The organism is Gottfriedia luciferensis (genome assembly GCF_002156865.1).
GTDB lineage: Bacteria > Bacillota > Bacilli > Bacillales > Bacillaceae_G > Gottfriedia > Gottfriedia luciferensis.
Genome location: NZ_NCTA01000011.1, coordinates 34,598 through 55,111, shown reverse-complemented (window position 1 = coordinate 55,111; position 20,514 = coordinate 34,598). Strand labels below are relative to the sequence as shown.

General features: G+C 34.0%; 20 protein-coding genes and 1 pseudogene. 3 read left to right on the top strand and 18 right to left on the bottom strand.

Annotated features, from left to right (window positions below):
• Positions 1-94 precede the first annotated feature (94 nt).
• Positions 95-814: a 3-ketoacyl-ACP reductase gene (locus B7R67_RS10110; protein ID WP_069033091.1), complete on the top strand. Its 720-nt coding sequence runs from the start codon at positions 95-97 to the stop codon at positions 812-814.
• A 606-nt stretch (positions 815-1,420) separates the two neighbouring features.
• On the opposite strand, the gene B7R67_RS10105 is transcribed toward B7R67_RS10110, so the two are convergent.
• The 15 genes and pseudogenes from B7R67_RS10105 to B7R67_RS10040 form a co-directional block, all read right to left on the bottom strand.
• The gene (locus B7R67_RS10105) at positions 1,421-1,948 is read right to left on the bottom strand and encodes a hypothetical protein (RefSeq protein ID WP_088070040.1); all 528 of its coding nucleotides are present in this window, start codon (positions 1,946-1,948) and stop codon (positions 1,421-1,423) included.
• A gap of 232 nt (positions 1,949-2,180) precedes the next feature.
• Positions 2,181-2,648, bottom strand: a complete 468-nt coding sequence (locus B7R67_RS10100; RefSeq protein ID WP_235822131.1) for a DUF402 domain-containing protein — start codon at positions 2,646-2,648, stop codon at positions 2,181-2,183.
• 740 nt (positions 2,649-3,388) lie between these two features.
• Entirely contained in the window at positions 3,389-4,612 is a 1,224-nt protein-coding gene (locus tag B7R67_RS10095) for an MFS transporter (protein WP_235822130.1), read from the bottom strand.
• A gap of 12 nt (positions 4,613-4,624) precedes the next feature.
• Positions 4,625-5,194: a TetR/AcrR family transcriptional regulator gene (locus B7R67_RS10090; protein WP_088070038.1), complete on the bottom strand. Its 570-nt coding sequence runs from the start codon at positions 5,192-5,194 to the stop codon at positions 4,625-4,627.
• A gap of 696 nt (positions 5,195-5,890) precedes the next feature.
• Positions 5,891-7,354 (bottom strand): flavin monoamine oxidase family protein, encoded by a 1,464-nt coding sequence (locus B7R67_RS10080; RefSeq protein WP_088070034.1) that lies wholly within the window; start codon positions 7,352-7,354, stop codon positions 5,891-5,893.
• A 300-nt stretch (positions 7,355-7,654) separates the two neighbouring features.
• Positions 7,655-7,792: a hypothetical protein gene (locus tag B7R67_RS22110; RefSeq protein ID WP_158095067.1), complete on the bottom strand. Its 138-nt coding sequence runs from the start codon at positions 7,790-7,792 to the stop codon at positions 7,655-7,657.
• Positions 7,793-8,010: 218 nt separating this feature from the next.
• The gene (locus tag B7R67_RS22105; protein WP_158095066.1) at positions 8,011-8,187 is read right to left on the bottom strand and encodes a hypothetical protein; all 177 of its coding nucleotides are present in this window, start codon (positions 8,185-8,187) and stop codon (positions 8,011-8,013) included.
• A gap of 245 nt (positions 8,188-8,432) precedes the next feature.
• Positions 8,433-9,304: pseudogene (dapA, locus tag B7R67_RS10075) on the bottom strand (4-hydroxy-tetrahydrodipicolinate synthase).
• Positions 9,305-9,482: 178 nt separating this feature from the next.
• Complete coding sequence (locus B7R67_RS10070; protein WP_088070032.1) at positions 9,483-9,755, bottom strand: hypothetical protein; 273 nt, start codon at positions 9,753-9,755, stop codon at positions 9,483-9,485.
• Between the two features lie 294 nt (positions 9,756-10,049).
• The gene (locus B7R67_RS10065) at positions 10,050-10,277 is read right to left on the bottom strand and encodes a hypothetical protein (RefSeq protein ID WP_088070030.1); all 228 of its coding nucleotides are present in this window, start codon (positions 10,275-10,277) and stop codon (positions 10,050-10,052) included.
• 414 nt (positions 10,278-10,691) lie between these two features.
• Complete coding sequence (locus B7R67_RS10060) at positions 10,692-11,594, bottom strand: carbohydrate kinase family protein (RefSeq protein ID WP_088070028.1); 903 nt, start codon at positions 11,592-11,594, stop codon at positions 10,692-10,694.
• Between the two features lie 15 nt (positions 11,595-11,609).
• Positions 11,610-12,758, bottom strand: coding sequence for a hypothetical protein (locus B7R67_RS10055; protein ID WP_088070026.1), 1,149 nt, complete (start codon positions 12,756-12,758; stop codon positions 11,610-11,612).
• 19 nt (positions 12,759-12,777) lie between these two features.
• Complete coding sequence (locus B7R67_RS10050) at positions 12,778-14,124, bottom strand: amino acid permease (RefSeq protein WP_088070024.1); 1,347 nt, start codon at positions 14,122-14,124, stop codon at positions 12,778-12,780.
• Positions 14,125-14,343: 219 nt separating this feature from the next.
• Positions 14,344-15,075 (bottom strand): GntR family transcriptional regulator, encoded by a 732-nt coding sequence (locus B7R67_RS10045; protein ID WP_142289539.1) that lies wholly within the window; start codon positions 15,073-15,075, stop codon positions 14,344-14,346.
• Between the two features lie 107 nt (positions 15,076-15,182).
• Complete coding sequence (locus B7R67_RS10040) at positions 15,183-15,920, bottom strand: BtpA/SgcQ family protein (protein WP_088070020.1); 738 nt, start codon at positions 15,918-15,920, stop codon at positions 15,183-15,185.
• Between the two features lie 354 nt (positions 15,921-16,274).
• Here B7R67_RS10040 and B7R67_RS10035 point away from each other — a divergent pair, with 354 nt between their 5' ends.
• Together B7R67_RS10035 and B7R67_RS10030 are read left to right on the top strand one after the other, a co-directional pair.
• Complete coding sequence (locus B7R67_RS10035) at positions 16,275-17,234, top strand: carbohydrate kinase family protein (RefSeq protein WP_088070018.1); 960 nt, start codon at positions 16,275-16,277, stop codon at positions 17,232-17,234.
• 23 nt (positions 17,235-17,257) lie between these two features.
• Entirely contained in the window at positions 17,258-17,503 is a 246-nt protein-coding gene (locus B7R67_RS10030; RefSeq protein ID WP_088070016.1) for a hypothetical protein, read from the top strand.
• Positions 17,504-17,940: 437 nt separating this feature from the next.
• Here the strand turns inward: B7R67_RS10030 and B7R67_RS10025 are convergent, their stop codons facing one another.
• From B7R67_RS10025 to B7R67_RS10015, 3 genes are all read right to left on the bottom strand, one after another.
• Positions 17,941-18,345, bottom strand: coding sequence for a VOC family protein (locus B7R67_RS10025; protein WP_088070014.1), 405 nt, complete (start codon positions 18,343-18,345; stop codon positions 17,941-17,943).
• Positions 18,346-18,550: 205 nt separating this feature from the next.
• Positions 18,551-19,498 (bottom strand): helix-turn-helix transcriptional regulator, encoded by a 948-nt coding sequence (locus tag B7R67_RS10020; protein ID WP_088070012.1) that lies wholly within the window; start codon positions 19,496-19,498, stop codon positions 18,551-18,553.
• Positions 19,499-19,795: 297 nt separating this feature from the next.
• Positions 19,796-20,383: a hypothetical protein gene (locus B7R67_RS10015; RefSeq protein ID WP_088070010.1), complete on the bottom strand. Its 588-nt coding sequence runs from the start codon at positions 20,381-20,383 to the stop codon at positions 19,796-19,798.
• Positions 20,384-20,514 lie beyond the last annotated feature (131 nt).

The window sequence follows — 20,514 nt, the reverse complement described above, 5'->3', positions numbered from 1 at the left end:
AAATAGGAAAGACCGCAAGCTGTTTCCATGCAAGATTGCGTTCTTTCTGTTAGAATAACTACTTCAATTTATAATAATTTTTAGGAGTGATAAAATGATTTCTTTAAATGGAAAAACTGCAATTGTTACTGGCGCAGGAAGAGGCATTGGACGTGCTACTGCTATCGCCTTAGCAAAAGAAGGCGTTCATTTAGGCCTAATCGGCTTAAATATATCTAATCTAGAAAAGGTAGCTGCTGAACTAGCACAATTTGATGTAAAGGTTTCAGCAGCAACAGCAGATGTGACCGATCTTGAATCCGTTACCCATGCTGTTGAACATATCAAATCAGACTTAGGTCCAATTGATATCCTAATCAACAATGCTGGTGTTGCTAAATTTGGTGGGTTCCTTGATCTAACACCAGAAGAATGGGAAAAAATCATCCAAGTCAATTTAATGGGTGTGTATAATGTAACAAGAACTGTATTACCAGGAATGATCGAAAGAAAATCAGGAGATATCATCAACATCTCTTCATCTGCTGGCCAAAAAGGTGCTCCTGTTACAAGTGCTTACAGTGCTTCTAAATTCGCTGTTTTAGGGCTAACAGAATCACTTATGCTAGAAGTAAGAAAACATAATGTCCGTGTTACTGCTTTAACACCAAGTACGGTCGTTACTGATTTAGCCATTGATACAAATCTTGTTAAAGGCAATGAAGAAAACGTTATGCACCCAGAAGACCTTGCAGAATTAGTCGTGGCTAGTTTAAAATTTAATCCAAGAGTTTTCATTAAAACAGCTGGATTATGGTCAACAAATCCATCATAAAACGAAGCAGATCCATTCGGGTCTGCTTCTTTAGTTCGAACAAAATACTCTTATATGTATCAGTGATACAAGGACTTTAATTTCTCTAAATCAACAATTAACTGGTTAACTTCATTCTGTACTAAGATAAATAATTTGCCCATCCACTCCATGCTGATGTTTTTTTAAAACTCATGGAGCTGTTATGACTTTGAAGATGAAATATTACCATAGCAACTATGACTTAAAGCAGGTGAATTTGATACGACTATCAATGAATTTTCCTTACAGAAAGTTAAGAATTTCGAAACAGAGTCGATCCTTAATGAAGACCAGTTAAATAATATTTATCATTAAATAATATTGAAATCAATATGATTACAGAAACTCTTTGTATATAAAAACTGTCCTTTAGCGAAAATTATGAGATCGTTTGGTGTTGTTATAATTCCGCCAACTAAATTTTCATAAATTAATTGAAATCTTACAGTTTGCTCAATCAAAAAAGACCGACGAATTGTCGATCTTTTTGTTGAACTAACGCGCTCGTTAGTTACATAAGGTTTACAGTATAACTTTAATTAATTTACAGTGTTATTATATTAGGAACTTCTTTAATATTGCTTTTTAATGCCACTTTTTATTATTTTTCTCTAATATATTATTCATATTTTCTAAGATTTTTTGGGGTTCTTGTAATTGATTATAAGACTGTCCTGTAACATATTCTTGAATATTTTTTAGAACTTTTTTGTAATTATAAAGTTCCTTTTTGACATCAGGATGATTGTAATTAATTGATAATTGAATTGAATATAATTCAAATGCTTCTTTATTATTAAATGATTTTATATATTCGGGAATTATTCTTGATTTAATCCAAATAATATTTTCATTTGCTGTTAAAAGATTAAATGCTTGAGTAATATGAAATTGATAATCAGACTTTGTTTGATCACTAAATGGAGGTAGGTATTTTAAAGCGTTTAAGTGGAATTCTGTTTCCCTATAGTTTTCAAAGAGTTTATTGACAGTAGTAATTTCCTCTTGATATTGCTGGTGTTTTTTATACAGAAAAAACAAATTGAACAATAATGATACTACCAATATAAAACCAACAATAAATCTAAGTTTAGAAATAAATAACTGTTTCATTCAAACACTCCTGAAAGTTTTTTTCTTTAAGCATTTAAAACAAATTCGAGATTCTTCTAAATTCCCCTTCAATTAAAATGTATTTATAGCAATAAAAAAATCGACTATGCAGTCGATCTTGATGTTCAACTAAAGCGCTCGTTAGTTGAATAATGTTATTTTAATATTTTCTTTGTAAGGAGTTCTTGGTGCTCCTTTGATAAGTTAATTAAATCGAACTTTCCGTTATTTATTAGATTTTTAATCTATTTGCTTCATCCCATGCCAACTTGTAAAGATCCTTATCAATAACTCCGACACGCATAGCTTCTTCGAGTTCATCTATATCTAATAAATGAACATCTCCATTCGGAAGAACAATAATATCTAAAAATAAATCTTCCATCCAAGGTACGCCGTTTTCAATACCATTTCTACGACAAATATCAATATACCACTGCACAATTGCTCCATCAGTATCAAACATTGTAGTTAGAGAATAATGATCATCCGAAGGGAAATGTTGAAGCCAACTATAACCATCATCAACTATACATACCTTATTTTCCTTATATTGAACAATTAATGGCTCAGAGACGCGTTCTATATTTAATAGAGTTACATAACCTTTAAATTCTTCGATATTTAAAAACGTTTGTAAATAACTTCTTTTTAAAACACGTTTCCAATTAGAACGGTCACCATATCTTCTTTCTAACATACCTATCCTCCTAAAACACTAATCATAGTTTTATTCGATAAGTAAAATTATGATTCCTTTATACTATTTAAATGTTCAAAATTAAAATAGGAACTGATTACTCGTTCCAAAGTATTGTTCAACTAAAGCGCTCTTTAGTTGAATAAGGATCCTCTCTACGCTATTTTTAGAATTTAACTATTTATAACAAAAAAACAGTAAATCCCTTTTCGGGGTTTCTCTGTTTCTTACTTACTACATATTTGTACTCTTTTTAATTCTCCTGATTTCATGTTAAATAGTACCAATTTTATTAATCACGTATACAGATCACTATTAAGCTTTTTTATATTAATTTTAGTCGTGCTTATATCTTTTTAATTTAGGAAAATAATAACACTATTATTGATGCCATCATTACTACAACAGCAGGAACACTTGCTGCAAAATGTTCTTTCACTCTAATGTGTAGTAGGATTCCAACTATCATAGTTATAGCTATCATATGCTACTGAAAACTGTATAAGCTGGTAACCATATCCCAATTAACATTCCAAAATCTCCTAGCAGCTGCACAAATCAGTTAATATTCGAAACCACTTTTGGTAATTTTAAATGTTGAAAATTTTCTAATTCCGTCTTTGTCCCAACCAGTGATGAAATACCAAGAAAAGCAAAAAAAAGACCTATAATAATTTGTATAACAATTAGCATAATTTCATCCTATGAATACTTAAATTAAGTAATCTTAATTAAATAATTTATGAAATTTGCTTTGAACCAACACTCTTAGTTGATTCAGATGATATTTTAATAAAAAAGGATATTAATAATCCTAATAAGAGTACGAATCCTAAGATTCCAAAAGATAATTGATATTTTTCTGTTTTTAATAATTCAATAGCAAATAATGGTCCAGTGCTAGCCCCTAGGAAGAGAATAAATGCATTGAAAGAAATAGCACTTCCCCTAGAATCTCCAGCTAATTGATTGATTATCGAAATAATAATTGGAGTTACTAATGATATTCCTGCCACAAAAACTACACTCATTATCGCAAGAACTGGTAGAGAAGTACTAACACCTAAAGTAAATAATCCTATTGCTCCTAATGCTAATCCACATCGAAGTACAATTGTAATTCCTATTTTATTTGCAATTCGACCAGAAAATGGTGAAACTAGCATACCCACGATCCCAATTGCTCGAACATAAAGTATGTGTTGACTTGTAAGCCTAAACTTTTCTGAACTTAAGTAACTACCAAGAACTGTATACATTCCAACCAAAGATAATAAGAGCATAAATGTAATAGAAAAAGCCAAAAGTAACTGTGTTTGTTTCAAAAGAGTTGGTATCTGTTTAAACTTAACAAATACATTTTCGTTAGATCTTATCATTTCATCCTTTGGTAGAAAAACTATTACAATCAAAGTAGTGATAAAATAGAGGATTCCTAAAATAAAAAATATTTTATGCCATCCAAAATATTCATTTATAACGCCGCTAAAAATTTGACCTATTACCCCTGCCATCAGTAGACCCGAACTTATAAAACCAATAGCTGTTAATCTTTTATGAGTGGGAAACATTTCTCCAGCATATACGAGTGAAATTGGAGCAAAAGCTGCTGCTACTAGACCTTGTATCCCCCTCAAAATAATTAATACATAAAAATTATCTACAAAACTTATAACGATTGTTACAATTGTTAATACACTAATACTTGTAACTAAAAATATTTTTCGTCCATATTTGTCCGAGAATGGACCATATATAAGACACCCCAAAGCATAAGATAGTGAAAAGGAACTTCCTAGCCAAGCAGCTTGTGTTGAGCTAACATTAAAAGTTTTCGTAAAGACACTGGATAAGGGAATTGTAATATACATACTAGTCAATATAACTAATCCACACCAAAATAAAATTGTGGTCATTAATGGATAATTCATATTCCTCGATGTATCATGTTTTAATTGAGTCACAAAACTCCTCCTTTAAAATTGTTTTTTGATTAATATTCCACTCATAATTTGAGTTATCAATTCATCGATATAATTTTCGTCTGGGACATTTTTATAGATAAGTATTTGGAAATAAATTGGACCATATAACATATCTAGAACAACATCTAAATTAATTGTTGATTTAACTTCTTGCTTTTCAATTGCTGCATAGAGAAATTTTTTTGCTTCACTTCTTTTAGGACTTAGATATGACTTATAAAACACATTAGCAATTTCATCGTTCTCAGTAACAATTGTCAACATTGATTTACCAATTTGAGTGTTAAGGATCATAGCTAAAGAGTTAAGCTGTTGTCTAAAACTATCAAACAATGGTTTATTTTCATCAAAATGGAATTGAGTATCTGTCACCATTAAAAATGCATCTAGAACAAGATACGCTTTATTTTCCCACCATCGATAGATTGTTGTTTTCCCTACTGCTGCTTGTGCAGCAATTGCTTCAATTGTTAAAGATGAATAAGTAGTAGACTCTAACATTTTGATAGTTGCCTTCAGAATCTCATTTCTACTACGTGGCTCATTTTTCTTTGCTGGCATAAGTGTTTTTTCCTCCAATAAATTAATAATCTACAAATCAAAACAAAACGAAACGTACCGTATCGTTATTATCGTATATTTCTTTAATTTTGTAAATACTAAAGGTGATTTAGATAATACATAATCAAATAAGAAAAAAAGGAATTCATAACTGGCTTATTTTGAAAGGTTGTTATGTAAGAAGTTAGTATTAATATTTTTATTGTTAGTGGTGGACCATCAGGTTTATTATTGTACTCTTACTAGCAAAGCAACTAATTGCGTGTAAATTTTGATTAAATAAAAATAGTCCCTTAAGCTCAATGTCTTGGGACCCTCTAAATTCTCCACACCATTCGTCAAAATCGTCATTTTCAAATTTAACCCAGGTCCAGTCTTGTGAATTCCAGGGACTTGGTATATCGTAAATTTTTTCCTTGTATTGTCCCGAATATGACTGATTAATTAATTCTGCTTTAGAAATCAATTCTTTTATTCCTCCATAGATTTTACGTTTAATTATTTGTAATCTTCTAATTTCAATATAACTACAAAAATGAGTTGCAATTACTGCTACTCATTTCGTCTTATAGAACTAAAGCGCTCGTTAGTTGAATAATGATGATTAAATATTTGGTAATTTTTTTAAAAATAATTCCACTAAAAGTAAATAAAAGATAACCTTTTAGGGGAATCATCCTTTAATGTTTAAAAAATTTACCTATTATTAACTTCATAAGCTGTTCTAACTCCTGCTTCAATCGCACCTTGAATCCAACCTGGTGTAGTAGAAGAATGTGATCCTGCGAAATGAATTCTCCCTTCTGGTGTACCAATATATTGACCAAATTCTTTTAATTGGTCGGGTTTATACATGACAAAAGCTCCTCCAGAAAAAGGAAATTGAGACCAATTATGTGAATATCCAATTAAAAACTCTGAAAATACCACATTTCCAAATATTTGTGAGAGATCATTCAAAGCAATTTTAATCCGTTCTGCTTGTGTCATATTATCCCAGATACTAGAATCGTCTTCCCATGTGTAGCTAGCTAATATGATCCCTGTGTTGTCTGACGCTTTTTGACCATGACTAGGAAAATACGCAAACTTGATTGGTAGATCAGTAGTTATTTTCCCACCATTTAATCCATATTTTTCCCAAAATCTCGTTTTAAACTGAAGACCTATTTTAGTTGAATTTGCATAATGTATCTGTCTTATGACTTTCCGCTTATTATATGATACAGACTCATAGGGAAGTAACTCTACGAAATTCAATAAAGTGTAAGGAATTGTTGAAATTACAAAATCGCTTGTAAGGCGATGCTCAGTATTAAGTATATAATTTTCTGAATAGATCGTTACGTTTGATTCATTTTGTATAATTTTTTTCACTCTTTGATTCGAAATAATATTATCTTTTAGTTGTGGTAAAAACCCATTAATAAGATAATCTGTGCCTCCTGTAATTTCATAAAGTTTTAAATCCTTTGTTAGAAGTACTAAAACTTCTCTTAATATTGCAGTAAATGCAAGTTCAACAAACCCTTCTAATCCAACCATTGTTTCTATCAAGTTGATTGCTTCAATTGATAATGATACACCAACTGGATTATATTTTAAAAAGTTATACATTGAATAATGATCATACATATTAATAACTATTTCCCAATTTTTTTCAGGATTTTGATTTATAAAATCAATTACTGGACCAACTGCTAATAATAGTAACTCTGTTGCTGTTTTTCCTTTTTCACTTGGGGAGACATTAAACTTTAATTGGTCTGGATTTGTTTTATAATTTTTTTCATCAGTTAATACATTATTAATGAAAATTAGATCATTAGGAGTACTATTAATAAATTCATTTACTTGTAAATTGAATTTTTTTATATATTCAAAAACTAAATAGTGAAAAGAAGGTATCCGCATTGCACCAAGATCTATATATTCATGATTAATAAAAGGTTCCCTTTTTGTGTAAATTCTCCCCCCTATTCTGTTATTTGCTTCTATAATAGTAACTTGATGTCCAGCTTCTTTTAAGAGTGAAGCAGCTACTAAGCCAGATATTCCTGCCCCTATAATAGTTACATGTTTTGGTGAATTAGTTTTTTGCAAGCCATTTTGAATTATGTATATCATTTGATCCTTTGAAAGAAGTAATTTTTGAATCATAGATATCCCCCTCCTTGCAAGAAAATAACTATCAATAAAATGTTATTCGATTTCAAGTTGAAGTAGAATGTTGACTGTGATTAATTTAATTAAGATACAAATTAAAAGTAAAAACTTATTGTTGCACAAAAAAGAGCCGCCGAAGCAACTCATGTTGTTGAACTATCGCTCTCGTTAGTTGTATAAGAGTTTCTAAAGGTTGTCTAATTAGACAACCTTTTTTAGTTCAAAAATCATCAATTAAATTTAACAGAGCCTTGCGTATTGATGGTAAATTCCACTTGATTTTTTGTATTCCATTTATTCAATTGAATGTTGTAGGTCCATGAAATATGTGAATTTTTCATCCATCGCTTGCAATTTATTTTCCATTGACTGCATTCTTTGGTCTAATGATTTGATTGCCATTAAAATCACTTGCGTTGATTCATCATTCATTTTGACTTCATCCTTTCGATTCGATTCGAACGATAATCGATCGGTCATTTCTGGTTTGTGTAAAAAAGGAAAGATATCATTTTAGTTTGGTTGAATGTGTAAAAATGTTACCATTCAAAAATGAAAAAGTCATGACATAAAATATGGATGGACTGGTTGAACTAATGGATAGCGTCCTGGTAGTTACGAGTAGAGGGCGATAAGATAAAAAAGCATCCTTACTGGATGCTCTTGATTTGTGTAACAATTTCGTTGTGTTCGGTGATTAATCTTTTCAACTGTTCTTCGAGATGAGGGTCGTTTTTCTTCGCTAAGATGATCTTGACGATGTCGATCGCTTCGCGCGTCTTCATTAATTCTTTTTGCAATTTTTCGACTGCATTCAATTTTCCCATGTTTTACCCTCTTCTTCATTCAGTTTAGTGGATTCGGTCCATAACTGTCCGTTAAGCATACCAAATAAAGCGGATAAATGCACACTTTAATAGTCATGAGTTATTATTCGTTGGCAATGGCGAGCGTATACTGTCCCTTTTGTTCATTAAATTAAAAAGTTATTCAACTAACGCGCTCGTTAGTTTAAGTGTATTAATTCACAATAAAGAAAAAAAGATGCCATTTTAGCATCTGGTACGATTCATTAATTTGTTGGACTAATCAATTTATCCAACTTATCTTTTAAACCAGAGGATATTCCTGTCACTGGCAATCTTGTTTCAGGTGATTGAATTAAGCCCTGTTTATATAAACAATATTTTAATGGTGCTGGATTAGTTTCCTGGAATAACAAAGAAATAATCGGATATAGCTTTTTCCATTTTTCTAATGCATTAAGGTGATTGTTTTCTTTTATATTTTGATAAACATCTAAAAAACATTTAGTATCTAAGTGAGCAGAAGCCAAAATTCCTCCTGCCCCACCTAAAGTAAGGTGGTGAAAGTATGAAGCATCTTCACCAGTCAAATTGGAAAATCCTTCAATTGGTTTTAATAACAATTCCAGGGATTGTTTGAGATTTCCACAGGAATCTTTTATTCCAATTATGTTTTCTAACTCACTGAGCTTATAAATCGTTTCATTATCAATGTTCTTGCCAGTCCGGTATGGAATATTATATATTAAAATGTTTAAATTTGTTGCTTCTGATATTTTACGAAAATGTTCATAAATACCTTCCTGACTTGGTAAATTGTAATAAGGTGAAACAGATAAAATACCGTCCACATTATATTTTTCAATAATTTTTAATTGTTTTACGCACTTTTCCGTATAATTTCCACCATGTCCCACAAAAATAGGAATTCTTCTATTGAAACTTCAACAGTTTTTTCAAGCAGTTCTTCGTATTCAAATTCCTCAATTGTAGGACTTTCTCCAGTAGTAGCTAATGGAATGATTCCTGAAATACCCTTGCTAATAAAAAATTCAATTAATTTAACATACGAAGGAAAATCAATACTCCCATTATGAAAAGGCGTTATAATAGGAAGCCAAACACCTTCAATTTTCAATTAACTCCCCTCCTTTAATTCTTAATACATCCAATTTTTTGTTGAAATACACACACTTTACATATTATTACTTATATTCTTGGTATCAGTCTTTATTCCCTTCTTCAACAATCCTGTCAGTTTGTTCAATAAAAAACGAGCCACTTTTGTGACTCGTGATCTTCAACTAACGCGCTCGTTAGTTCAATAAGAATTGTGTAATATCATTCTTAATATTTACTATTAATTCATCAAATGAATATAGTTTTGAAGAATAGGCCTCCATATCCTCATAAATATTATTCTTTGCATCTTCTAAAGATAATGCACATTCGAGATAATAGTTAGTTCCGGATTTAGTTAACAGATAGTACTCACCATTGTATTCAAAGTTTTCTATACCATTGATCACTATTTTATTTAAATTTAAATTCTGAAAAAATTTATTAATTTCTTTAATTACATTATCCATGTCTAACCTATTTCAACTCCAAATATTAATACAACTAATGCGCTCGTTAGTTGAAGTAGAATTTTATTCATCTTCATTTAATATTCCATAATAAAGTACTAATTTGTAATATCCTAAGACAACTACATAAGCAATTAAATAACTTAAGGCTGTCAAATATATCGTCCATCCATTTCGATAAATTACATGTCCTTCACTTAAAGCCCAAAACTCAATTAATGTAGTAGTTACTGTGAACAGAATAATGGCAATAAAAATATTTAACTTCTTAAAATAAATAGTACATATATATATTCAGCCTAATATTGGATAAAGCCCAAGATTGAATGGAAATGCTGACAAGGCCAACTCATTAAATTTAACCTTTAAACTCCAATAATAATTAAATCCCCATGTATTTATGATGAAAGCAATTGCTACACAAATAGGTATAAAGACAACCATTATTTTTGGTACCTTTTTTAGTAAAATAAATCCAACAAGCCAAGGTAAAATTAACCCACTAAAAATGTATATAAGCACATGATTCCACCGTTAATTATATTTTAATTGTTATATTTTATCCTTGTTTTATTCATCTAAACCGCAAATTTGTCCTATAAAAAAAGCCGCAGCTGCGATTCGAGATCTTATTCAACTAACGCTCTCGTTAGTTGATTAAGTTCACTAATATTAAATTAACAAATTTTATTAAATAAAAAAGAGAAAGAGTAACTTACTCTTTCAATTAGAATTAAGTATTTGTATTTTTTTCATTATCTAATTTAGCTGAAATACTCTTTAGAATTATATTTTTTCCTTCCGTATTTTAGGTTGTTATTTAGATAATTGGATTGTACCGGTCCTCCGGATATCAAAATGATTGCTCTATTTGAGTTCTATTGAGGCTTCTTTTAAAAGTAGCAGTTACATGTCTAATAATAACAAATTACTCATCTACTTTTCTAGCAAACTCATAGCTTCGGCCCTTGTTTCACTGGTGATAACAGGATATGGCCCAAACTGCAATAGGTTATATGCCGCTGAAATATTTGCCATAGCCGCAACTTTTTTCGGTGCAAAGCCTTCACTATATGCATAAAGCGCAGCAGCAGTGGAACAGTTACCACATCCAGTAGCATCAACAACATCTCCGACAGTGATACTTGGAGCAAAATATGCCTGACCATCCGAAATCATGTACGAACCTCTACTACCAACTCTAAAAAAACATGGAACGCCAAAGGAAATAATTGCCTCAACCGTTGATTTTTCATCCTTTGTCTCAAATATGCTCATCGCCTCTGGCAAATTAACCGAGTACAGCCCTGCCTTGATAATCGTATTTAAGACTTTTTCTTTCCTTTGCTTTTGCATCGCTGCGGAAGTAGGGATTTCCCACATGATCTTAGCATTACATTTCATGTGAATCAGATGCAAGCTATCCCACAGAGCGTCCACTTCTGACGCTTCAATATATATCCCTCTTGTTTCACTACCGCAATGATTGGCAATCTGCTCTGCGGTTCTTATATCTATCTCTGAGATTTTCTTTTCAATGTCCTCGCTATAAATAGAAACCTCATCATGAAGTCCTTCATCCCCATATATAAGAGTCGTATATTCTGTATTTGGAAGATTATAATTGAGTCCTTCATAGGAACAATGATTAGCATCCATCCACTCCCCATAATACTTCAAGAAGTCTTCACCTACATTTGATACATAGAGACAGTCGTCACTCCATATTTTTACCCCTCCCAGACAAAATATGGCGCCACCAATATGCCCCTTGCTTATGCTACCATCTGCATATTGGATATCATTCACAATTGTGGGACCAACAATAATATATTTCATAAACGGATCATCTCCTTATTTTAGGTCAAGTCGATCCAACTGCTTCCTTAATGCCGCAGCCTGGTCAGTATTGTTTTTGAGTTCATGTAAAATGACCAAATCCGAATTTACAGCACGAATCTTGAGAATCAGCTCTTTTATCGCTTTAGGGGACAATATCCCATCCCCCAATGGTAAATGGGAGTCATAGCATGTGAGTACTATATTAACACCATAATCCTCCTTCTCTCCCCAACTATCAAGAGCAATGATTTCGTCATAATATTGTCCTGTCAATTTACCATTACGGAAAAACTCAGTCGTTTTTAACGCACAATCTGAAAGCTGTATACAACCAACACGATCGACTAACTCTGGGTCCATAATATTGTGCTCCAACCACTTCTGGGCAAATACCTGCGGCTCGTGGCCATAAAACTGTTGCAATTCAAACATTTGGGTGGTAATTTCGCTGTCAGGCAGGAAGAATTTGGCGCGATTATGAGTCTCGTCAAAGCCAAGCGCATGTAATAAGTGGTTAATATCCCAACCAATCTTTACTTTTTTGAGAGGATCGTAAAGCTGGCAATACATTAACTTGTAGTCCTCAGCGGTCTGCAAACCATGCTCCAATCCCCAACCGGCATTTTCCACTTCAATCATTGGAGAATCTTCAGTGAGTAGATTTTGATCCATCAGAAAATTTAAGAATTGCTGAATCATATATATCATCGCCTGACGAATATCTCTCTTGGAAATTGTGAACTCCCATTTCCCATCAATTGGCGCGTAATCGATTAGATGAAACGTATACGCTTGTGCTTTTAGTTCTGTAGCAATCTGATACTCATCTGCCCATCTTTTATACATATGATCACCTGTTAGGTCACCATAATAATTCACGACATCTTCCCTGCTTCCAAATCTCTCAACCAGTTCTTGAAAATCATTCTTTGTAAGAAAGCTGGTTGGATACGCCCAGTAAGAACAATGCACTCTTTTTACGTGTAAAGTACGTAGTATTTCCAAGATTACTAGTTTCTCATCATTCAAATCTTGTTCTCTTGAAACCAAATCGTCCATAAAAACTTCCATTCCATCAAGCCCAAATTCCGCACAGAATTCATCCATCTTATTATGTTGGTGTTTATCAAATAGCTCCGCCTTGAAAGTTGAAAACTGCATCAGATTATCATCCCTTCAGCTAGATATTTATCGATTCTTCCTCTTTAATTTCTTCTTTTTTGTTTCGTTTCTCCCAAAAATAGAAGACAGGAAGGCCCGTAACAACGACGATGATAGCTGTAATAACACTTGGAATTGCTGCCCACATTAACGTAGAAACTACCAATATCAAACTAGATGCAATCGAAATAATAGCCATGAATTTCCAAGCTGGTGCTTTCCACAATGGGTTATAATCCGGTTTTTTTCGGTGCACAAAAATCGAAGTAAATGTAAGCGTATTCTTTAATAACAATACAAAGGTGAAATATCCAAGCAACTCAGTAATATTGGATAAGAAAATCAGAACAATAGCTAACATACATTGTGCCATCATAGAGAAATATGGAGTACCATATTTTTTGTGCACTTTACTAAAGCTTTTAAAGAAAAGTCCGTCTTTTGCCATTGCATATTCCAAGCGCGGTTGGAACATAACGGTTCCTGACAAAGCAGCGAGAATTACAATAATACCTGAAATGGCTATAAACGTACCTGAGATATTTCCAATCAGCGGAATTGCCGCACCAGCGTCAGCAAGTGGTGCTTTCGAATTGACCAATTGGTCGAAAGGTATTACACCTGTAACTATAAAAGTTAAACCCACGTATAATAGAATAATTATGATAACCGAGCTGATTAATGCTCTAGGCATGGTCTTTTTCGGATTTTTAATTTCGCCCGTCATGTATGTGCATGCACCCATACCGTCAAACGACCAGCTTGTTGCCGAAATACCTGCAAGCAAGGTCATCAAGCCAACTGGAGCAGTAGCTACTGCTGGAGTCATAACTAGGTCACCTCTTACAAAAAATAACCCCATACCAATCAGCAATACAAAAGGCAGAATCTTTATAAAAGTAATGATGGCCTGAAATTTACCGCCTCCTTCTACCGAGCGAATATGGATCATCATGAAGAGTATAATGAAGGCAACTGCAATAAGTTTAATAGCAAGGCCATTCATTGGAAAAAGGTAAGCAATATACTGTACCCCCGCTAAAGATACGATTGCGAGTGCACTTGAATCATTTGACCAAAATGATGCCCATCCTGTTAAGAACGCAAGCTTTCGCCAACCCGCATGTTTAATAAACACATAGTTCCCGCCATTTTCCGGATAGGCCGTCGCTAATTCGGCTAAAATTAAATTCTGCGGAATCATAATTAAACCACCGATTAAAAATGCCAATACTGTATAGAGTGCAGAACCGGATGCCCCTGCGACCTCACTAATTGAAATAAAGATTCCCGCGCCAAGGGTTGTTCCTACTGACAGAGCAATTGTTGGGGCTAGTCCCAATTTTCTTTCCATATTATTCGCCATCAATTTACACTCCTCATATAATGAAGTCAAAATATTTTATTTATTAGTGTCAGTAAAACTCTTATCGTTCCATTTTTTTTGCATAACAAATAGACAACTAATTAACCGTCTTTTTTTTTAATGAAAAACGATAATTACTTGTATCATTTTAAATCGTGTTTGTTTTAGAAATATAAAGTCTAACAATTTTTCAATTGGGAATATCCCGAGTTCATGCAATCAGTAAGAACGGATTGCATATTTATATCGATCTGTTCTAATATATTCTTCGTTATAATATAGGAGATCGAATTTTTCAGTGAAAATCGTCTGGCTAACTCTCAGCAATGGGCTACCAGTCTTATATTCTAGATATTCCGCCTGCACCTTTGTCGCGGATTTCACTTCGAAAATATCATTAAATTCCTTCGCAACAAGCCCTGTCTGATTACGGATAATTTCTAAAATAGACCTGTTCTCTAAATCCATTTCCAAAAGAAAATCATACTCCGGTAAAAAATAATCTTCTTCTAAAATTGCAGGAAGATCATTGACTAAACGCAAGCGCCTGATATGAATAATCTTGGAACCTTCCTCTACGTTCAATGATTTAGCAATTTTTTTATTGGCACTCACATAAAGCTTTGAAATAATTTTAGTGCCTGGAACTACATCCGTTTGTTGCCAAGATGCAGTAAAACTTCCACCCACCCCAATACTTTCTACATATTCTGGCATCGAAACAAAGGTTCCTTTACCATGACGCTTCACAAGAATATTATCTTCTACTAATTTATTCAATGCGCTTCGAACAGTCACCCGACTAATATTGTAGATTTCAATAAGCTGAGCTTCCGATGGGATGCGGTCGCCAGGTTTGTATTCGCCAGATGCAATTTTTTCTCGTATTGTATTATAAAGCTGCTGGTAAAGAGGTACCATATGATCAGCTTCTAGTGATTTAATATCCATGACCAATTAATGCTCCTTTATTCTTCAAGATCAAATCGAATTTCAGCTACCGATCAATCCTACTAGCTGATAAACTGATCATCCCATATTTGATCTTCCCCCGTCAATTACCTACAACCTCTTACAGCTTCCATAAAAAATCGCACATGGGAAGCATCCATATCACCGTTGTCTGTATAAGTATCCTTGAAGTAACTACCAACGATTGCTCCATCAGCAAATTCCAATTGCTCTACACTATTTGCTGGAGTCAAACCTGCTCCGATAATTAATGGAAAGTCCTTAATCCCCTTTCTGAACTCCTTGATTTTGTTGATTGGAGTCTGCATGCCAGTCCCATCGCCAGTTACAACAATTGCATCACATCTTGACATTCCGATTTTTAAGTCTTCCTCAAGGGAACGTCCAGATTTGTAAGGCTGATACTTAAATCGTACACCACCCATAACAAATGCTGTTGATTCTTTGCGCCATGTTTTCATTTTCTCATGAAAGATTGCATCTTCTTCTGGTGTGAGGTGTCCTGCAACTGAGTCTAATTGAATGAATTTTGCTCCATATTTATTAGCAAATTCAAACGCTATTTCATCATGATCAAGAACGTTAACCCCATAGACGATCTGTTTCTTTTCACGTTGAAGATAATCTAGTACTGTTGCAACATCCTCTACTGAGCCAAAATAGTTCTCCACTATAACTGCATTCACACCATTTTCAATTAATAAATTAATCTCTTTTTTAGCGATTTCCAGCATGTTACCTTCATTGTCGCCTTTAAGGTGTAACATTCCCATAATTGGCTTTTCGCTTCTAAATAAATCTATGAAATTACCTTTACCACTCATCTTACTCTCCATTCCGCTGGTTTCCGTACGTAACGGATTGTGAATACAATAATATCCCTATGATGCTAAATACTATTACCAATCCAAGTTCCTTCGCCAGCTGACTAATCATTATGACTGTAATTAAGAAGATACCGTTTGCATTAACAATCTAAAGTCACTTCCGTTTATAGAAGCCCTATTATTCTGAATTTTCCGCCTCCTTTCTTAATACATGTTAACACGTCTTAGTTTATCTGTCTATCAATTTTCAAATAAAATGTATTAACATATTTTAAGTCGTATTAACACGTTGTATACAATAAATTCACATGATATACTTAACTCAAAATTTTAAGAAAAGGAGCTCTCTTTATGGATCATCAGGGATACACTTTTTTTATTGGGGATATAGCTTTGGATGAATATTATCGTGCTGCGTACTTTCCAAACTTGCGCGATAAAGTAATCGTTCAAACACTACCCGCACAAATGGGTGGAATGATTGCCAATGCAGCAAGTGTCTATGCTAGTTATCTACAACCTGCCAAATTTTTATCAGCCTTGAATAACGGTTTCATTTCACAACAACTTTGTGAGAATTTACAAGATGCTGGGATTGATACCTCTTATATTATTAGAGATGATTCTTTACCAGATTCTAAGACCATTATTATTCTAGCAGAAAACGAACATACCGTATTTATTCCTACCATGGGTATCCAACGTCTTGAGATTACTCCGGAAACATTAGAGGCAATCTGTAATGCGGAATATATCTATTCAAACTTTTGCGAATTAAAACCACTTTGTTGTGGTGAACTAGATGCAGCAGGTGTCCTCTCCAAAGCAAAAGCTAACGGATCAAAAATATGGTGTGATCTTGATGTCGCCGATCTCCAGCCGGGAGAAGATCAACTATTTGCGTATGTCGACACTATTTTTGTAAATGAAACTGGATTCAATAATCTAATGCGCAATAAAACCGAAGAAGAAACCAAACAATTTTTATTCCAAAAAGGGATTCAGATGATCGTTGTTACCTATGCGGAAAAGGGATGTCGAATATTTACTGTACATAACGAATTTACTGTAAAAGGTATTAATGTGCCAATTACGGACGTTACCGGAGCTGGTGATACCTTTTGCAGTTCATTCCTTTATGCCTATAGACGTACCGAAAACATTCAACTTTCAGCGGAATTTGCTAACTTTGCAGCTGCTCGTGCAGTCACTATTATGGGTGGCAGAGCCGGTGCTTGTGGAACGGAGGCTGTATTCCAATTCATAAAGGAACACACTGAGGACTTTGTACGTTTCGGCAACCTTAAATAACAATTAGAAACGTTGAGTCAAAAATGAAACCTGTTGAAATTACTTCTATTAATTTTCAAGAGTTTGGAATCCTATACAATATGACATCACCCTCCAAAGGAACTGGCTGGGTTAATCAAAGTTCCGGTGACGGTTGGAAGGACATCAATACTACAATTCCTGTTATTGATTCTCTAGCTAGCCTCGGTTACACATTCGGCAGTGGAGTTCCTTTTACTGCCCATGAAATGGAACGCCACAAAAAAAAGAGTTACCCAAGTAACTCTTGATTTTCAAGTAATTCATTCATTAGTAGAATAAACTTACAATACTTCCGAAGGCTCCAAATATTTAACCCAAACTTCATATAGGTTTGAAATAAAGTTTGATCAATAATTCCTTTCAAATCCTCATATTAATCAAAATAAGAGAATCCATTTCGAAAAAAGATTGATCAAAATGGATTCTTCTCTAACAAATTTCAATTTCGTTTTTATAAAAAAGTTTGATCATTTTCTTCCTATGTTGTTCAACAATCGGTTTTGGTTGAAGACTTGATTTCAAAATAATTTTATTATTATTCGAGCAATACGGCAACGTTTTCTGTTTTTTTGGCCATATTAAACAAGCCGATAATACTTCAAAAGCTTCTTAATGGATCATTGCTATAACAGGATAAACGATGTTATCACCGGAGAATTGTGGCCACACTCACTTCAACTGTCCGTCAACCCCTACCGCTAAACCGTTTGATCGCTTCCTCGGTCACCGGTTCGAAGAGGTTAACGAGGTTGCCATCGGGATCACGGAACAGCATAGCACGGTTCCCCCACGGCATCGTGGTCGGTTCTTTTACCCACTCGTCGACAAACGGCTTCAAGCGCTCGTATTTTGCATCGACATCGTGGACGCGGAACTCGATGATGACAGTGTGATTATCGGCTGCCACTGCGGAACCAGTGCCGAACAGTGGCACCGTCTGGGTGTGACCGATCGCCAGGGTACACGATGGCACAACGAGCTCGGCAAAAACAGGTGCGGGGCGTTCCGCCGAAACCTCCAAGACTTTCTCATAGAACTCGACGAGTCGATCCACGTCGTCGGTAATGATGCGTACAGAAGCAAAATTCATAAGATATCATCCTTCCTATAATAAATCTGATTTAATCAGAAACTGAACCATTTGGTCCAACAGTCATCCTCCACGCCTGATTGCTGCTCGATTGATCTATAGTGTCCTAGTGTCCTCTAACCGATGCAAGACAACCTTCGCATTTATCTCTCACTCCTTTACGTTCTTACTCTTATTATAATAAAACGCTACTGACAACAGTATGTCAGTAGCGTTTTAACATTTTTTCGGCTTCCTCACGAATCCGATTTCGGAATGATTCAGGCTCCAATACAATCACACCCGCTCCCCAGCCAAGCACCCATTGAAGCAATTCTTCCATTTGACGAACACGTAAGACCACGTGCAATCCATCTAGATGTTCTTCCATATCCTCTATGTAATGATAGTTCGATTCCTTCACCCTATCTGAGATGTCAGGGTTAAATCGAAGGCGAACTTCTAAGTGTCGATCATCAGGAGGGGTATACTCACTTAAGTTAAAATATGCCGGCAGTTCAAATCGTTCTTCCAGATCAATAAGTTTCGTCATTCGGGACAAGCGAAAATGGCGAATGTCTTGACGCAGATCACACCGGGCCACAAGCATCCACGATCCTTGAGTGAGCACCAATCCATAGGGAGCAACGGTGCGAATACTATGGCGATTCCCCTCAAAATCTGCAAGTCTTTTTGCATAATGAAAGCCGATCTTTTTCTCGTTTAATATCGCTCGACGGATCTTTTCTAGATATTTCTTTTCTTTTGACGGCTTGAACTGTTTATCAGAAATGAGCAAACGCATAGACTTGCGTATACGAGATGCTTCGTTGCGAACGCTATCCGATAGAATGGCCTCGATTTTACCGCGAGCGGCTTGAGCCCTGACACGATAATCATCATCAAATTGTTGTTCGATAAAGTCCGTTCCAATCAACAAGCCCACAGCTTCTTGCACTGTGAAACTGATTGGCGGCAGGAAATAGCCTTCCATCAAGGAATATCCTGTCCCAGGGGCTCCAATAATCGGCACGCCCGCTTCACTCAGCGCCTGTATGTCGCGGTAGATGGTCCGTACGCTGGTTTCAAATAGGGTTGCCAAATCTTCGGCCCGTACTATTTCTTTACGTTCCAGCTCCAGCACAATGGCTAACAAACGGTCTGTTTTGCTCATTAGTTTCCCCCTTGAAAGTTTATTGCAATATTAATAGTATCACATCTTAATGGATAAGATGATTTAACGAATCTGGAAAAAAAGAGGTATTTAAATGTCTGTCTTAATCTTATCCAAGGTCCTTATCCTTTTTTTAATTACAACAACGATTGTATCATTATTAATAAAACTCGAATACCAACAATAGAAGAATTTAATAATGCAACTATCCTCCAAATACATAAATAAAAAAGCAACCAATGGCTGCTTTTAATCTTAAACTATTGCTTTCGTTAGTTGAATAAGATATTCTTTTTTTCATCTAATGTACAACTTATTTTTATGCGCCAATTTTCCGTATTCTTTAAACGTTATTTCATGTTTTGAATATAGAGGTAAACTAAGATCATAATTACCAATTAAGACTGTTTCTGTCTTTGGAAAATAGAATGTCGAAAACACTTCTTCCATTGCAATTAATTTTACAAGAGTATTTAAAACTTCTAGATCATTAACTTTTAAGAAATACTCATCATTTAATAACAAGTTTAAAAATATCGATCTCTCTTTTGGAGCTAGTTCATGGATTGCTCTATTAAATACATTGTTCCTGTGTAACTTATTAAAAAATTTATTAATTTTAACAAAGACAGGTTCACTATTATTTAGTTGATAAACATCTCTTATGAAATTCAGGTATTTATCAACATGTTTTTGTCCAAAACCATCAATCCATAAGACTTTTCTTGCCTCGTTTTCTGATAAACAATAGTTAAAAACATCTAAGATCCCGATTCCATTAAAGATAGATTTAGGTGTCTCAATTGTTTCTACTTGTAAAGAACCAAAAATTTCATACAATAACCTTAAATCATTTAATGAAACATTTAAGTATTTTTTGTTCATTTTTTTCTTTCCTCAATACATCACCAGAATTTATTAATCAAATACAAATTTCATCCATTATTATAACATTCCTTATGCAACTAAACTGCCAGTTAAAACAAAAAAAAGAGCCACAAAAGTGACTCATAATC

Coding starts and splice junctions, on each gene's coding strand:
- B7R67_RS10110 (WP_069033091.1), top strand. CDS start 95: ATGATTTCTTTAAATGGAAAAACTGCAATTGTTACTGGCGCAGGAAGA.
- B7R67_RS10105 (WP_088070040.1), bottom strand. CDS start 1,948: ATGAAACAGTTATTTATTTCTAAACTTAGATTTATTGTTGGTTTTATA.
- B7R67_RS10100 (WP_235822131.1), bottom strand. CDS start 2,648: ATGTTAGAAAGAAGATATGGTGACCGTTCTAATTGGAAACGTGTTTTA.
- B7R67_RS10090 (WP_088070038.1), bottom strand. CDS start 5,194: ATGCCAGCAAAGAAAAATGAGCCACGTAGTAGAAATGAGATTCTGAAG.
- B7R67_RS10080 (WP_088070034.1), bottom strand. CDS start 7,354: ATGATTCAAAAATTACTTCTTTCAAAGGATCAAATGATATACATAATT.
- B7R67_RS22110 (WP_158095067.1), bottom strand. CDS start 7,792: ATGAATGATGAATCAACGCAAGTGATTTTAATGGCAATCAAATCATTA.
- B7R67_RS22105 (WP_158095066.1), bottom strand. CDS start 8,187: ATGGGAAAATTGAATGCAGTCGAAAAATTGCAAAAAGAATTAATGAAG.
- B7R67_RS10070 (WP_088070032.1), bottom strand. CDS start 9,755: ATGGATAATGTAATTAAAGAAATTAATAAATTTTTTCAGAATTTAAAT.
- B7R67_RS10060 (WP_088070028.1), bottom strand. CDS start 11,594: ATGAAATATATTATTGTTGGTCCCACAATTGTGAATGATATCCAATAT.
- B7R67_RS10055 (WP_088070026.1), bottom strand. CDS start 12,758: ATGCAGTTTTCAACTTTCAAGGCGGAGCTATTTGATAAACACCAACAT.
- B7R67_RS10050 (WP_088070024.1), bottom strand. CDS start 14,124: ATGGCGAATAATATGGAAAGAAAATTGGGACTAGCCCCAACAATTGCT.
- B7R67_RS10045 (WP_142289539.1), bottom strand. CDS start 15,075: ATGGATATTAAATCACTAGAAGCTGATCATATGGTACCTCTTTACCAG.
- B7R67_RS10040 (WP_088070020.1), bottom strand. CDS start 15,920: ATGAGTGGTAAAGGTAATTTCATAGATTTATTTAGAAGCGAAAAGCCA.
- B7R67_RS10035 (WP_088070018.1), top strand. CDS start 16,275: ATGGATCATCAGGGATACACTTTTTTTATTGGGGATATAGCTTTGGAT.
- B7R67_RS10030 (WP_088070016.1), top strand. CDS start 17,258: ATGAAACCTGTTGAAATTACTTCTATTAATTTTCAAGAGTTTGGAATC.
- B7R67_RS10025 (WP_088070014.1), bottom strand. CDS start 18,345: ATGAATTTTGCTTCTGTACGCATCATTACCGACGACGTGGATCGACTC.
- B7R67_RS10020 (WP_088070012.1), bottom strand. CDS start 19,498: ATGAGCAAAACAGACCGTTTGTTAGCCATTGTGCTGGAGCTGGAACGT.
- B7R67_RS10015 (WP_088070010.1), bottom strand. CDS start 20,383: ATGAACAAAAAATACTTAAATGTTTCATTAAATGATTTAAGGTTATTG.